Origin of the sequence: Centipeda noxia ATCC 43541, from assembly GCF_000160555.1 — a bacterium.
GTDB lineage: Bacteria > Bacillota > Negativicutes > Selenomonadales > Selenomonadaceae > Centipeda > Centipeda noxia.
This window is the reverse complement of sequence record NZ_GG749283.1, coordinates 14352-28637: the sequence shown is the minus strand read 5'-3', so window position 1 is coordinate 28637 and position 14286 is coordinate 14352. Positions and strand designations below refer to the sequence as shown.

The 14286-nt window shown below is 54.1% G+C and carries 14 protein-coding genes; all 14 read left to right on the top strand.

Going from position 1 to position 14286, the window contains the following annotated elements; genetic code table 11:
• Positions 1-25: 25 nt before the first annotated feature.
• The 14 genes from HMPREF7545_RS09425 (at position 26) to HMPREF7545_RS09365 (ending at position 14233) form a co-directional block, all read left to right on the top strand.
• Complete coding sequence (locus HMPREF7545_RS09425; RefSeq protein ID WP_006695511.1) at positions 26-523, top strand: YceD family protein; 498 nt, start codon at positions 26-28, stop codon at positions 521-523.
• A 15-nt stretch (positions 524-538) separates the two neighbouring features.
• The gene (rpmF, locus tag HMPREF7545_RS10075; protein ID WP_006697063.1) at positions 539-718 is read left to right on the top strand and encodes a 50S ribosomal protein L32; all 180 of its coding nucleotides are present in this window, start codon (positions 539-541) and stop codon (positions 716-718) included.
• Positions 719-905: 187 nt separating this feature from the next.
• Positions 906-1460 carry a transcription factor FapR gene (gene fapR, locus HMPREF7545_RS09420; RefSeq protein WP_006695509.1) on the top strand — a complete coding sequence of 185 codons (555 nt, stop codon included), beginning with the start codon at positions 906-908 and terminating at the stop codon, positions 1458-1460.
• Positions 1461-1490: 30 nt separating this feature from the next.
• Complete coding sequence (gene plsX, locus HMPREF7545_RS09415) at positions 1491-2510, top strand: phosphate acyltransferase PlsX (protein ID WP_006695508.1); 1020 nt, start codon at positions 1491-1493, stop codon at positions 2508-2510.
• Complete coding sequence (locus HMPREF7545_RS09410) at positions 2497-3501, top strand: beta-ketoacyl-ACP synthase III (RefSeq protein WP_006695507.1); 1005 nt, start codon at positions 2497-2499, stop codon at positions 3499-3501. The genes plsX and HMPREF7545_RS09410 overlap by 14 nt, the downstream gene beginning before the upstream one ends.
• Entirely contained in the window at positions 3501-4448 is a 948-nt protein-coding gene (gene fabK / locus HMPREF7545_RS09405; RefSeq protein WP_006695506.1) for an enoyl-[acyl-carrier-protein] reductase FabK, read from the top strand. Before HMPREF7545_RS09410 ends, fabK begins: the two co-directional genes overlap by 1 nt.
• Positions 4449-4459: 11 nt before the next feature.
• Positions 4460-5395, top strand: coding sequence for an ACP S-malonyltransferase (gene fabD, locus HMPREF7545_RS09400; RefSeq protein WP_006695505.1), 936 nt, complete (start codon positions 4460-4462; stop codon positions 5393-5395).
• A 38-nt stretch (positions 5396-5433) separates the two neighbouring features.
• A complete protein-coding gene (gene fabG / locus HMPREF7545_RS09395) occupies positions 5434-6177 on the top strand; it encodes a 3-oxoacyl-[acyl-carrier-protein] reductase (protein ID WP_006695504.1) in 744 nt (247 codons plus the stop codon).
• Positions 6178-6212: 35 nt separating this feature from the next.
• Complete coding sequence (locus HMPREF7545_RS09390) at positions 6213-6443, top strand: acyl carrier protein (protein ID WP_006689543.1); 231 nt, start codon at positions 6213-6215, stop codon at positions 6441-6443.
• Between the two features lie 270 nt (positions 6444-6713).
• Positions 6714-7661, top strand: a complete 948-nt coding sequence (locus HMPREF7545_RS09385) for an NAD(P)H-dependent flavin oxidoreductase (RefSeq protein ID WP_006695503.1) — start codon at positions 6714-6716, stop codon at positions 7659-7661.
• A 31-nt stretch (positions 7662-7692) separates the two neighbouring features.
• Positions 7693-8937: a beta-ketoacyl-ACP synthase II gene (gene fabF / locus HMPREF7545_RS09380; protein ID WP_040571384.1), complete on the top strand. Its 1245-nt coding sequence runs from the start codon at positions 7693-7695 to the stop codon at positions 8935-8937.
• A 4-nt stretch (positions 8938-8941) separates the two neighbouring features.
• Positions 8942-9658: a ribonuclease III gene (gene rnc, locus HMPREF7545_RS09375; RefSeq protein ID WP_006695501.1), complete on the top strand. Its 717-nt coding sequence runs from the start codon at positions 8942-8944 to the stop codon at positions 9656-9658.
• Positions 9659-9835: 177 nt separating this feature from the next.
• A complete protein-coding gene (locus HMPREF7545_RS09370; protein ID WP_040571383.1) occupies positions 9836-11029 on the top strand; it encodes an efflux RND transporter periplasmic adaptor subunit in 1194 nt (397 codons plus the stop codon).
• Positions 11030-11041: 12 nt separating this feature from the next.
• Positions 11042-14233, top strand: a complete 3192-nt coding sequence (locus HMPREF7545_RS09365; RefSeq protein WP_006695499.1) for an efflux RND transporter permease subunit — start codon at positions 11042-11044, stop codon at positions 14231-14233.
• The last annotated feature ends 53 nt before the right edge of the window (positions 14234-14286 follow it).

Below are 14286 nucleotides of genomic sequence, written 5' to 3'. Positions count from 1 at the left end.
GCTATAATGTGAGAGGTCATGCGTCATGATGAAGCTTGATGTTGCGGCAACGAACTTTGCTCTCGGTGAGAGCCGCAGTTTTTCATTTTTGGTGTCGCCGGAATCCCTCGATATGGGGGGAGATATGCCGTGCTTCTGCGGCGATATTCACGTCGAAGGCACTGTGATGAATACGGGGCTCTCATTCCGCGTTGCAGGTGTGGTCAGTGCCTGCCGGAGCTTTGTCTGTGACCGCTGTCTTGCGCAAGGACAGCGGAAGGAGGCGCTTGATTTTTCTGAGGACTATGCGAAGACCCCGGGAGAAGCGGATGAGTCATCTTATGACGGTGATGCAATCGTTATCGATGACCTTGTACGTGATACCCTCCTTGTGGCTGAGCCGCTGCGTGAGCTGTGTAAGTCTGATTGCAAGGGGCTTTGTCCGGTTTGCGGACAGAACTTGAATGAGGGGATATGCGAGTGCGATGCGTTCGTGCCGGATCCCCGATTGGCGGCTTTAGAGAGCCTATTGAAAAACAATTAAGGAGGTGTATCCAAAATGGCAGTACCAAAGAGAAAAACATCGAAAGCACGCCGTGATCGTCGTCGTGCAAATTGGAAGCTCGAATCACCGCACTATGTATCGTGCCCGCAGTGTCATGAGCCCAAGCTCCCTCACCATGTGTGCCTGGAGTGCGGCTATTATGACGGAAAACCTGTGGTCGAGGCGGCTGAATGAGGACCGTACGAGCTGCTGTAAGAAGTCAGTCGACTTTTTGCGGCAGCTCTTTTATTTTTTTGCATTTCCTCTTGCATTTTTTTTTAGCACCTAGTATAATGCGTTCATACTGATAGCAGCAGGTGCTAAAAAATAAAAGAAATATGAGTGCGGCAATCAAGCATATTTCTGAGAGAGGAGTGGTGCGATGACGGAGAAAAAACGCCGGCGGCAGGAGACCTTGGTCGAAGCGGTGCGCAAAGAACCGTTTCTGACGGATGAGGCGCTTGCCAAAAGGCTTGCTGTGAGCGTGCAGACAGTACGTCTTGACCGTACAGAGCTCGGAATCCCGGAGCTGCGCGCCCGCGTCCGCACACTCGCGGAAAATGCGCGGGAGAAGGTGCGTGCCATTCCCCACACGGAAGTGATCGGCGATCTTCTTTCCCTCGAGTTGGGCGTGCGGGGTACATCAGCCCTCAAGGTGACGGATGATCTTATCTTTGCGGAATCGGAGATTGCGCGCGGCACAGCGCTCTTTTCCCAGGCAAACTCGCTCGCTCTTGCGATCATTGATGCGCCCCTTGCAATAACAGGGGTTGCAAATGTGAAGTATAAGGTCCCCATTCGAAAAGGAGACACCGTAATTGCGCATGCTGAAATTGTAAAGGTGCGCGGCAATAAGATATTCATATGGGTCAAAACGCTTCGTGAGGGTAAAGAGGTTTTTCGTGCAAAATTTATTGTCGTTTCGCTCGATCAGTAACAACAGTAGGATGAGGGAAGGGAGTGCAGGATGCGTATAGCGGTCGATGCGATGGGCGGTGATTTCGCTCCGAAGGAAATTGTGCGGGGCGCTGTGGATGCAGCGAAGAAATATGACTGCGAGATCGTGCTGATCGGCAACGAGCAGAAGATCCGCACTGAACTGCAGGGCGAGGATTATGAAGCCCTGCGCATCTCCATTGTACACGCGGCCGAAGTCATCGGCATGAATGAGCATCCGGCAGAGGCAGTGCGTTCTAAGAAGGATTCCTCAATTGTCGTCGCTACGCGTCTCGTTAAGGAAGGCAACTGCGACGCTGTACTTTCTGCCGGCTCTACAGGAGCTGCTGTAGCAGCAGCCCAGCTCATCCTGCATCGGATTCGCGGAGTCGGCCGCCCCGCTATCGCGACTCCGATGCCGACTCCTGACGGTGTGACCCTTATGCTCGATTCCGGAGCAAATGTGGACTCCAAACCAGAACATTTGGTGCAGAGCGCGGTCATGGGCTCTCTTTATGCGCAGTATGTCTTTGGCGTTGAACATCCGCGTGTTGGTCTCCTCAATATCGGTGAAGAAGAGACGAAGGGGAACGAACAGGCGAAAGAAACATACCAACTGCTCAAGGCGGAACCGAATATTCATTTTACAGGAAATGCGGAGGGCAGAGACGTACCTAAGGGGAATTTCGATGTCGTCGTCTGCGATGGCTTTGTTGGAAATGTTGTGCTAAAATTTGCAGAAGGGCTGGCGAAGACAATTCTTGGGTTGATTCAAGAGGAGATTCATGGGGCCGGCATCATGGCAAAGCTTGGTGCGCTGCTCCTTATGCCGACGCTGCGCCGCCTTGGAAAGCGCCTTGACGTGAGGGAGTACGGCGGTGCGCCTCTCCTGGGCGTCAATGGCTGCTGCGTGATTGGACACGGATCATCGGATGCAAGGTCTATCGCAAGTGCGATTGGCGTCACCGTGGATTATGTAAACGGGAAGGTGTTGGATCAGATCCGCGATGCCCTGGCAAAGGAGGGAGATTCGAATCATGCCCAAGATTAGTGCAGGCATCCTTGGAACGGGGTACTGCGTTCCGGAGCACGTACTGACGAATTTCGACCTTGAGAAGATGGTACAGACGAACGATGCATGGATCGTCGAGCGTACCGGTATCCACGAGCGGCGCATCGCCGCTGAGGATGAACCCGTATCTGTACTCGCTCAGCGTGCTGCCGAGATGGCGCTCGCAGATGCAGGAGTTGCGGCAGAAAAGCTTGATCTCATCATTATGGCGACGCTTACTTCAGATCGCATTATTCCAGCCACGGCATGTGTGCTCCAAGACCGTCTCGGTGCAAAACACGCAGCGGCCTTCGATCTCTCGGCGGCGTGTTCCGGCTTTGTATACGCTGCGTCAATTGCAACGCAGTTCATTGAGAGCGGCATTTATCGCCATGTTCTTGTCATCGGCGGCGAAATATTGTCGAAAGTCATTGACTGGCAGGATCGCAATACCTGTGTTCTCTTCGGTGATGGTGCGGGAGCGGCCCTGTTTGGACCGGTCGAGGAAGGCTATGGCATGCGTTCCTTTGACCTCGGCAGCGACGGCTCGGGGGGCGATGCGCTCGATATCCCATCGAGCGGCAGCCTTTGTCCTGTTACCCCGGAGACGATCAAGCAAAGGCTTAACTTCGTCCATATGGACGGCAAGGCGGTGTTCCGCTTTGCAACCAAGATCATGGGGAAGACAGTAGAGACCTCCTTGGAGCGCGCAGGAATGCGCCGGGAGGATCTTGATTTCCTCGTGCCTCATCAGGCGAATATCCGTATTATCCAGGCGGCTGCCAAGCGTCTTGACATGCCGATGGACAAAGTTATTATAAATATTCATCGTTACGGCAATATGTCTGCCGCATCCATCCCTGTCGCCCTAGCGGAGGCGGCACACGCGCATCAGTTCAAAAAGGGAGATATCATTGCCCTCGCAGGTTTCGGTGCGGGACTTACATGGGCGTCGTGTATTATGAAGTGGGCGAAGGAGGAAAACGGTTAATGTTTGAAAATAATCCGATCTGTCAAATGCTTGGCATCAAGTATCCAATTTTTCAAGGCGGTATGGCATGGATCGGCACAGCTGAGCTTGCCTCTGCTGTCTCTAACGCAGGGGGCCTTGGCCTCATCGGCGCCGGACATATGCCGCCGGATGCGCTGAGAAACGAGATCCACAAAGCCAAAGGCTGGACAGACAAGCCTTTCGGCGTCAATGTGATGCTCATGAGCCCCTTTGTCAAGGAAGTCATGCAGGTCATTCTGGAGGAACGTGTTCCCGTTATCACCACCGGTGCGGGAAACCCTGGCGAATATGTACCGGCACTCAAGGAGATCGGCTCAAAGGTCATCCCCGTTGTGGCATCGGTGGCTCTCGCGCGCCGTCTCGTGCGTACGGGTGTAGATGCCGTAATCGCTGAAGGGACGGAGTCCGGCGGGCATATTGGCGAGATCACGACGATGGCATTGCTCCCGCAGGTTGTTGATGCCGTGGATGTTCCTGTCATCGGCGCCGGTGGTATCGGTGATTCACGCGGCATGGCGGCGGCATTTGCGCTCGGAGCAAAAGCAATCCAAATGGGGTCGCGCTTTGTCCTCAGTGAGGAGTGCATTGCACATCCGAACTATAAGAATGCGGTGCTCAAGGCAAAGGATCGCTCGACGGTTGTCACAGGACGTTCGCTCGGACATCCGGCACGCGTCCTGCAGAATAAGCTCTCCCGAAAGTATGAAGAGATGGAGGCTGCAGGTGCCTCGAATGAAGAGCTTGAGCAGCTGGGCGTTGGCAGTCTGCGTCGCGCAACGCATGATGGAGACGTGGATAATGGGTCTGTTATGATCGGTGAAATCTCCGGCATGTTGGCGGATATCAAGCCTGTAAAACAGATCATCGAAGATATTGTGAGCGGACTCCCCAGCGCGATGGATGCTGCACGCAAAACCTATCAGTGAGGAATGCTATTATGGGAAAGCTGGCATTTTTATTCCCCGGACAGGGGGCGCAGGTTGTCGGTATGGGGAAGGATTTCTTCGATGCCTATGATCTGGCCAAAAAACGCTTTGCAGAGGCCGATGAGGCTCTGGGCTACTCCATCAGCAAGTTGTGCTTTGAGGGCCCTGCCGATCAGCTTCAGCTGACGGAGCATACACAGCCTGCAATTCTCACCGTCTCTGTCATTGCAGCAGAACTTCTGCGCGAAGAGGGGATTGCACCGGAGATCGCAGCGGGGCACAGTCTCGGCGAATACTCTGCACTCGTGTTGGCGGGTGTGCTCTCCTTCCAGGATGCGGTGGCTCTCGTACACAAGCGCGGTGCCTATATGCAGGAAGCTGTACCTGTAGGCGAAGGGGCAATGGCTGCAGTCATCGGTCTTGATGATGACACAATCGTTGCCGTTTGTGCTGAGGCAAGCGCAGCAGGCGCCGTTCAGGCCGTCAACTTTAACTGCCCTGGGCAGACTGTTATTGCAGGCACAGTAAAGGGCGTAGAGCAAGCCGTTGAACTGCTTCAGGAAAAGGGAGCAAAGAAGGCGGTTATCCTGCCGGTCTCTGCACCATTCCATTCGACACTCATGGAGCCGGCTGCAAAGAAACTCGCCGCAGAGCTCGACAAGGTGCAGCTACACGATGCCGCGTTCCCTGTGGTCTCGAACTACACAGGCGGGCTTCAGCAGACTGCCGCGGAGATCAAAGCGAATCTCGTCGCACAGGCCGATCATCCCGTCCGCTGGATTGCATGCGTCAATACGATGCGTACGTTTGGTGCGGATACGTATGTCGAATGCGGGCCGGGCAAAACACTTGCCGGCTTTAACAAGCGCATCGATAAGGCGCTTACGAGTCTTAACGTCGAGAATGTTGCGTCCCTGCAAAAAACACTTGACACGCTAAAGAAGTAATGATTAAATGAATTCGGCTATGAGTAAGGAGGGTATCCATGCTTCTTGAGGGGAAAGTTGCTCTTGTTACGGGCGGATCCCGCGGCATCGGACGCGCCGTCGCTATACGCCTTGCAAAGGAGGGCGCGGTAGTAGCCGTCAACTATGCAGGCAACCGCTCGGCTGCCGAGGAGGTCAAGTCCGCCATTGAACAACAGGGCGGTACTGCGCTCCTCGTTCAGACTGATGTGTCGGACAGTGCCGCTGCGGCAGAAATGGTTGTACGCGTTCATGAAGAACTCGGCGGCTTGGATATTCTCGTCAATAACGCAGGCATCACGCGAGATACATTGCTCGTACGTATGAAGGACGAGGACTTTGACGCAGTCATCAGTACAAATCTCAAGGGCATCTATGCCTGCACGAAAGCTGCTGCAAAGTTTATGACAAAACAGCGCAGCGGACGCATTGTGAATCTTTCCTCTGTTGTTGGTGAAATCGGCAATGTAGGGCAGACAAACTATGCCGCCGCTAAAGCGGGCGTGATCGGTTTTTCCAAAGCGGCGGCAAAGGAACTCGCTCCGCGTGGGATTACTGTTAACGTGGTCGCTCCTGGGTTCATTGCCACTGATATGACGGCAGTCCTCAAGGACAGCATCCGTGAAAAACTTGTTGAGGGAATTCCGCTTGGAGCACTCGGAAAACCGGAGCATGTTGCCGATGCCGTTCTCTTTTTCGTAAGTGATGCGGCATCGTACATTACTGGCCAGACGCTGAATGTAGATGGCGGCATGGTTATGTAGCATACAATCAATTCATTTAAAGGAGGTGAAAACGCATGGCAACGTTTGACAAGGTTCGCGACATCGTCGTGGAACAGCTTGGCTCGGAGGCTGATGAAGTCACACTCGAGTCCACCTTCATTGACGATCTTGGAGCAGATTCTCTCGATATCGTTGAGCTCATCATGGCTTTCGAGGAGGAGTTCAATGTAGAAATCCCCGATGAGGCTGCTGAGAAGATTAAGACGGTTCAGGATGTCGTCAATTACATCGATCAGAATAAGTAAAGCGCAGCGATAACAATCGCATTTGTGCACAAAACTGGTCTTTTAGGGAAATCCCGTGACAGCTCAGGCGCACGGGATTTTTCTCAAAAGGCACATTGATAACGCATAAAACCAGGGCTGGTGAATGCCCTGCTGTAATAGATCCGCCTTCCATCCGGCGGGATATTTGGATAACAATGGTTGGAGGGGGAGCCAAAACTTCTTGTGGAGAGAAATGTCTGACTGACATGGCGCCGCTGTGTGGCGTGCTCTCCCGATTGGAGGGCTTATATGAGACTACCTGAGGTGAGGATTGGCAGCAAAATTGCCACCGTCCCCATCATTCAGGGCGGTATGGCGATTCGCATCACCACGGCGCGGCTCGCAGCCGCCGTTGCAAACGAGGGCGGAATCGGACTCATAGCAGCCTCCGGCATGAAGCCGAAGGAACTGCGTTATGAGATTCGACTTGCGCGCTCACTCTCTCCCAATGGGATTATTGGCATCAATGAGATGGTCGCCGCAAGCGACTTCGCTGATGCTGTTAAAATTGCGATTGACGAGGGCATTGACCTCGTAGTCGCCGGTGCGGGGTTCTCCCGCGATATGTTCCAGCTTGGCAAGGAGTCCGGTACGCCGATTGTTCCGATCGTCTCTACGGCAAAACTTGCCAAGATTGCCGAAAAGCTTGGTGCAGCGGCAGTTGTTGTCGAAGGAAAGGAAGCAGGCGGACACCTCGGTACAGATCAGTCTGTACGAAATATCATCTCCGATGTTCGTGCGGCGGTGAAGATCCCCGTCTTTGCGGCTGGAGGCATCCTCACAGGGCAGGATATTGCCGATCTGTACAAGATGGGGGCAAACGGCGTGCAGCTTGGCTCGCGCTTTGCCGCCTGTGTTGAGTCAAATGCTGCGCCGTCGCTTAAACAATATTATCTGAAATCAAAGAAGGATGATATTGTTATCATCCACAGCCCCGTGGGGCTTCCGGGGCGTGCTGTCCGCACCCCTTTCTCCTCGCGTATCATGGAGGGGCCTGTGCCGCCGACGGTCTGTGACCGCTGCCTCAAGCAGTGCGATCATCACTTCTGCATCATTCGAGCGCTCTCGCGTGCACAGCAGGGGGACCTCGAGACCGGGCTCGTCTTTACCGGCGAATTTATGCCGCGTATCGATCGGATTTTAACTGTTCATGAGATATTTGAGGAGCTGAAACAGCAGCTTGAGGCAGCGAACTAGGGCGTATGCTCTAGGAAAGGAGTCGATTGGTTTGAAGAAGAGAATTGTCGTTACAGGGGTTGGCCCGATCACGCCGATCGGCATTGGCAAGCAAGCCTTCTGGGATGCCCTGCTCGCAGGCAAGAACGGCATTGAACGCATCACCCGATTTGACGCGACGAACTATGCTGCGCAGATTGCTGGCGAGGTCAAGGACTTTGATGTCGATGGCTATATCGATAAGAAGGAAGCGAAGCGCATGGACCGTTATGCGCAGTTTGCTGTTGTATCTGCAGGGATGGCACTTAAGGATGCAGGGATTGATCTGGAAAAGGTGGATCGCGACCGGATCGGCGCATATGTTGGTGCGGGGATTGGCGGCATCGAGACGATGCACAGCACATATGAGCGCCTCTTTGATAAAGGCCCGGAGCGCGTGAGTCCGTTTTTCATTCCCATGATGATTGCCAACATGGCGGCGGGGCAGGTCGCAATTAACTATGGCCTGCATGGTCCCGTATCCTGTGTTGTGACAGCATGTGCAACGGGGGCGAACTGTGTTGGTGATGCCTATCGCGTGATGCAGCGCGGCGAGGCGGATATTATGATTGCGGGCGGCACGGAGGCAAGTATCTCTGAGGCGGCAAGCGCAGGATTTGCAGCGATGAAGGCACTCTGCACGGATCACAATAATGATCCGGCGCATGCATCGCGTCCGTTTGATAAGAACCGCTCGGGCTTCGTTATGGGCGAGGGTGCGGGCCTTGTCGTACTTGAGACACTCGAGCATGCTGAAGCGCGCGGCGCACATATTTATGCCGAGCTGGTCGGCTACGGCTCAAACTCGGACGGCTATCATATCACAAGCCCTGCACCGCACGGTGAGTATCAGGCGAAGTGCATGCAGCTTGCGTTGGATGATGCTGGGCTGAAGCCGGAAGATGTGGATTATATCAATGCACATGGAACATCCACACATATGAATGATTTATGTGAGACTGAGGCGATCAAGACCGTCTGGGGCAATGCGGCGAAGAATGTGGCGGTCTCCTCCATCAAGTCGATGACGGGGCATCTCCTTGGTGCAGCGGGCAGCGTCGAGCTGATCGCAACAGCGCTTGCAGTAGAGAATGATATGCTCCCGCCGACCATCAACTACGATACTCCGGATGAGGGCCTTGATTTGGATTATGTGCCGAATGCTTCGCGTGCCAAGAAGGTCCGCGCGGCGATTTCCAACTCCTTTGGTTTCGGCGGTCACAACGCCTGCCTTGTTGTCAAGAAATATCAGAAGTAATACAATGGCATATCACATGAAGGACGAAAGGCTCGCGCAGCTCATGCGTCTTTCTGCAGAGATGGGGGTTTCCTTCAACGACTTCGCACTTCTTGATGAGGCGCTGACCCATCCCTCTTATACGAATGAAGCGAAAGACACCATACCGCATAACGAGCGTCTGGAATTTCTTGGCGATGCCGTGCTGGAGCTTGCCTCCAGCACGTATTTGTATGCACGCTTCCCCGATTGTTCCGAGGGAGAGTTGACGAAGATGCGGGCAAGTCTCGTGCAGAGCAATACACTTGCTCGCTTGGCACGTGCTCTTGATCTTGGCAGCTGTCTCCGTCTCGGACGCGGGGAATTTCACAATGGCGGAGCAGATCGGCAGAACAATCTCGAGAATGCTTTTGAAGCCGTTATTGGCGCTGTTTATCTGGATGCCGGGTGGGAGACTGCAAAGGAATACGTGGCACGTCAGCTTTCCCGTGAGGCAGATCATATAAAGAAGGCTCAGGTCGTTCATGACTACAAAACAACTCTGCAGGAGCACATCCAACAAAGGCGGAATAAAGGCATTGTATATGAATTGATTGATGAAAGCGGTCCTGACCACGACAAGCGCTTTACAATGCGCGTCCTTGTCGACAATCAACCAATAGGAGAGGGCGCTGGACGCAGCAAAAAGGAAGCTGAACAGCAGGCAGCGGCAGCTGCGCTTGCATATCTCGGGTATAGTTAAATTTGTGTTAAACCCTACTTTGGAGTTTACATCATTTCTTGACTTTTACAGGAGACTCCGATAAGATAAAGACGCTATGGCAGGAGTTCCCGCATGCGGATTCCTGCCCTTTCTTCATAAAAGAGCGTTTTGAAAATGCCATCGGCCTTGGGAATGGGAAAAGAGGAGGTCTTTTATTTGTTTGGTATTCGGAAAGAGGTTCGTGTTCTCGCCGTTGTTGGTGTTCTGGCACTGAGTTCTTTTCTTACCGGCTGCGGAGCTCAGCAGCCGGCAGGCGGGCGCCCAACGCAGGTGAAGGCAATGAATGTCCTGTGCCAAGACACACCGCTTACGTATGTCTATGCAGGACAAATCGCAGGTACGGACGAGGTGAAAATCCAGTCACGCGTCTCCGGCAATATTGTCGAGAAGTATATTACCGGCGGACAGTTCGTTGCGGCAGGACAGCCGCTTTACCGTATTGATTCGCGTCAGTATGAGAGTGCGGTTCTTCAGGCGAAGGCGACACTTGCCCAGTCCGAGGCGACGCTCAATAATGCCCGCATGGACCTTAGCCGCTATCAGCAGCTCTATGCCAGTGCAGCCATCTCAGAGCAGACCCTCTCTACACAGCAGGCTCAGGTCAATGCTTATGAGGCTGCCGTTGCAGCGAATACCGCACTTCTGCGCCAGGCACAGGAGAACCTTGACGATACGACGATCTATGCACCGATGGCGGGGCAGCTTTCCGTAGATGATGTTGCTCTCGGCACATTCGTTTCTGCGGGAACGACGACGCTGGTCTCGATGGGGACATCCAATCCGATCTATGCGCAGTTCAGTCTCTCGGAGAATGAGTATCTCACATTTGTCGAACAGGCGGCAAAGACAGGAGGCATCAGTGCGGTTGTAGTGGGGCTTACACTCTCTAACGGATCAAAGTATCCGATTATCGGGCATATTGCAACAGTAGACCGGGCGCTTGCCGCGCAGACGGGAACACTGACGGTCAAAGCAATCTTTGATAATCCCGATGGTCTTTTGCTGCCGGGTATGTTTGCCCGTGTCAGCCTCATCGGAGATACCCTTCCGAATGCAATCCTCGTTCCGGAGCGCGCTGTTCAGCAGTTGCTCGGCAAGTCCTTTGTCATGCTGGTAGGAGAGGACAACAAGGCCGTGGCACGCACGATCACCGTCGGGGATAAGATCGGCAGCTACTATGTGGTCAAGGATGGTCTCGATGCTTCGGATATTGTCGTGGTCGAGGGACTTACGACCCTTCAGGAGGGCGGCGATCTTGCAGTGACTATGGTGACTGCGGACGAGATGGGCTTCTCAATCGAGGGGGATTCCTCCAGCTTCAACACGAGCGCACTTACGCCCGCGCAGTAAGGAGGGAATCCTTTGGCAAAATTTTTCATACATCGGCCGATCTTTGCAATCGTCATTGCGGTGATGATTGTCATCGTCGGTACGATTGCAGGATTCTCGCTGCCGATTGCGCAGTACCCGCAGATTTCGCCGCCGACCGTTGCCGTTTCGGCAAACTATGTCGGCGCAAGTGCCGCTGTTGTCAATGAGACGGTGGCGCAGGTCATCGAGGAGCAGATCAACGGCACCCAGGGGATGGACTATATGAGCTCCACCTCCGATGATACGGGACGGTACAGCCTCTCCGTCACCTTCGAAGTCGGTACAGACGGCGACATGGACGCTGTCAAGGTACAGAACAATGCGGCAGGTGCAAATGCGAGCCTTCCGTCCTCCGTTCAGGCGGCGGGCGTTACAACGCGCAAGTCCTCGGGACAGATGGCATACTTTGTTTCGATGTACTCTGAGGACGGCACGTATGATCGTGCATTCATGAAGAACTATGCGACGCTCTACTTCCTCGACGCGATCAAGCGTGTCAACGGTGTGGGCGAGGTGCAGGTATTCGGTGCGGACTATGCGATGCGCGTCTGGATGAATCCGGATCGCCTCGCAGAGCTCGGGCTGACCGTTGCAGACATCACGACGGCGATCAACGAGCAGAATGTGCAGGCACCTGCAGGTACGGTCGGCGGTATGCCGACGGTGAACGGACAGGAGAAGCAGTTCACTGGCAAGGTGCAGGGACGACTCACGACGCCGGAGGAGTTCGGCAATGTCATCATCGCTTCGGGCAAGGACGGTACATTCGTCCGCCTAAAAGATGTTGCGCGCATTGAGACCGGGGAACGAAGCAACAATATCGTTGCAAAATTCAACGGCTATCCTGCCGTCGGTTTCGGTATTCAGCTGACCTCCGATGCGAATGCGATGACAACTCTTGCCGAGGTGCGCAAGATACTCGAGGATGCGGAGAAAACCTTCCCGCCCGGTCTCAAGATGAAGTCGGTCTTTGACAGTACGGATTACATCAATGCGTCCATCACAGAGGTTGTTCATACCTTTGTAGAGGCCCTGCTGCTTGTTGTGCTTGTTATCTTCCTCTTTTTGCAAAGTTGGCGCGCAACGCTTATACCTCTGCTTGCGGTACCGGTATCTCTCATTGGAACATTCGGTGCATTTGTGCTGCTGGATTTTTCCATCAATACACTGACCCTCTTTGCTATGGTGCTTGCGATCGGTCTCGTTGTCGATGATGCGATCGTCGTCATTGAGAATGTCGAGCACCATATGGAGAGCGGACTCTCTCCGATTGACGCGACAGAGCGTGCGATGGACGAGGTTCAGGGACCGGTCGTTGCTATTGCATTTGTGCTTGCAGCTGTCTTTGTTCCTGTTGCCTTCCTTGGCGGTATGATGGGCGTTCTCTATAAGCAGTTCGCGCTCACCATTGCGATCTCGATGGCACTTTCTGCGTTTGTCGCTCTGACGCTGACTCCTGCGCTCTGCGCGATGATGTTGAAGCCGAAGAAGGGAAATGAGAAAAATGGCATTCTCGGCCGCTTCTTCGACAGATTTAACAACTGGTTTGATCGTACGCGCAAGGGCTATATCGGGATTGTTACGAACTTTATCCGCAAATCACGGATAGCTATTGTCTTTTTGCTCATTGTCTGCGGGCTCACAGCGATCATCTATCGGAATTTGCCGACCACATTTGTCCCCGAGGAAGATCAGGGGTATCTGATGATCGCGATTCAGCTGCCGCCGGGCACGTCCACGAACCAGACACAGAAGACCGTGGACAAGATCCAGCAGGCGGCACAGCGCGAGATCAAGGGGCAGAGTGCTGTCATGTCCATCAACGGTTTCGACATCCTCGCGGGCGGAGCGAACTCCAACGGCGCGGTTGTCTTCGTCGGCATGAAGGACTGGTCGCAGCGCACAAGTCTGTACGAATCCGTTGCTGCCGCCGTTGGAACAATGTTCCGGGTAGGGGCGATGGAGGCACCGGAAGCACTCGTCATTGCGATCAATCCTCCTGCACTGCCGGGCCTTGGTAATGTCGGCGGTTGGTCACTTGAGCTCCAGGACATGAGCGGACATACAGATCTTGAACTCAACGATATCGTAAATGCAATCCTTGCCGAGGCGAATAAACGTCCAGAGCTGCAGGGGGTTCGAACGACGTTTAAGATCAATGCGCCGAGCTATCAATACGAGATCGACCGCGAAAAGGTCAAGAACCTCGGCGTTCAGCTCTCGGATGTATTCACGGCGCTGCAGGTCAACTTTGGCGGCTACGAAGTGAATGACTTTAACCAGTTCGGGCGTACCTACAAGGTTGTCCTCCAGTCTGACGTGCTCTACCGCACCGAGGCAGAGGCGGCGAAGTTCGTGTTTGTCCGCAACTCTCAGGGCGGCATGGTTCCGCTTGATACGCTCCTGAAGCCGAAACTTACAACAGGTCCGACTCAGATCAGCCGCTTCAACGGTGCGCGTTCGATCACGTTCCAGGGAAGTTCCGGCAGCGGATACAGCTCGGGTGAGGCGATGGCAGCCATCACCGAGATTGTGCAGAAACATGCGGGCTCCGGCTTTAACATCGAGTGGTCGGGACAGAGCCGCGAGGAGCAGAAATCTGCGGATTCGACCATGCAGGTGCTTGCACTTGCACTCGTGTTTGTCTTTCTCTGCCTTGCAGCGCTCTATGAGAGCTGGAGCGTGCCGTTTGCAGTTCTCTTTACTGTACCGACGGGCATCTTTGGGGCGCTCTTCTCTGAGTATATCCTTGCGCTGATTTTTGGTACGATTGGCATCCCTGCGGCGGGCTATCAGAACAGTGTCTACATGCAGATCGGCGTCATCATGGTCATCGGTCTTGCAGCAAAGAATGCAATTCTGATTGTCGAGTTTGCAAAGGTGCGCGTGGACCGCGGCATGGATCCGCTGAAAGCGGCGATTCAGGCGGCGGGGTTGCGTTTGCGCCCGATCCTCATGACATCCTTTGCATTTATCATCGGCTGTCTGCCGCTCTGCATGGCATCCGGCGCCGGAGCTGCAGCGCGTAACGGTATGGGTGTTGCCGTTGTCGGGGGCATGCTCTTTGCCACCATTTTCGGTATCTTCCTCATCCCCGTGCTCTACGTCATTGTTGACCGCATCGCACGGATGCTTGGCGTCAGCAAGAAGGCAAAGACACGCACTGCGGATGATTACATGTAAGAAATCATCAGACATATGAAAAGACCTCTCTGCAGATTTTCTGCAGAGAGGTC

Coding starts and splice junctions, on each gene's coding strand:
- fabG (WP_006695504.1), top strand. CDS start 5,434: ATGCTTCTTGAGGGGAAAGTTGCTCTTGTTACGGGCGGATCCCGCGGC.
- fabK (WP_006695506.1), top strand. CDS start 3,501: ATGTTTGAAAATAATCCGATCTGTCAAATGCTTGGCATCAAGTATCCA.
- fabD (WP_006695505.1), top strand. CDS start 4,460: ATGGGAAAGCTGGCATTTTTATTCCCCGGACAGGGGGCGCAGGTTGTC.
- HMPREF7545_RS09390 (WP_006689543.1), top strand. CDS start 6,213: ATGGCAACGTTTGACAAGGTTCGCGACATCGTCGTGGAACAGCTTGGC.
- plsX (WP_006695508.1), top strand. CDS start 1,491: ATGCGTATAGCGGTCGATGCGATGGGCGGTGATTTCGCTCCGAAGGAA.
- rnc (WP_006695501.1), top strand. CDS start 8,942: ATGGCATATCACATGAAGGACGAAAGGCTCGCGCAGCTCATGCGTCTT.
- HMPREF7545_RS09410 (WP_006695507.1), top strand. CDS start 2,497: ATGCCCAAGATTAGTGCAGGCATCCTTGGAACGGGGTACTGCGTTCCG.
- HMPREF7545_RS09385 (WP_006695503.1), top strand. CDS start 6,714: ATGAGACTACCTGAGGTGAGGATTGGCAGCAAAATTGCCACCGTCCCC.
- HMPREF7545_RS09425 (WP_006695511.1), top strand. CDS start 26: ATGATGAAGCTTGATGTTGCGGCAACGAACTTTGCTCTCGGTGAGAGC.
- fapR (WP_006695509.1), top strand. CDS start 906: ATGACGGAGAAAAAACGCCGGCGGCAGGAGACCTTGGTCGAAGCGGTG.
- rpmF (WP_006697063.1), top strand. CDS start 539: ATGGCAGTACCAAAGAGAAAAACATCGAAAGCACGCCGTGATCGTCGT.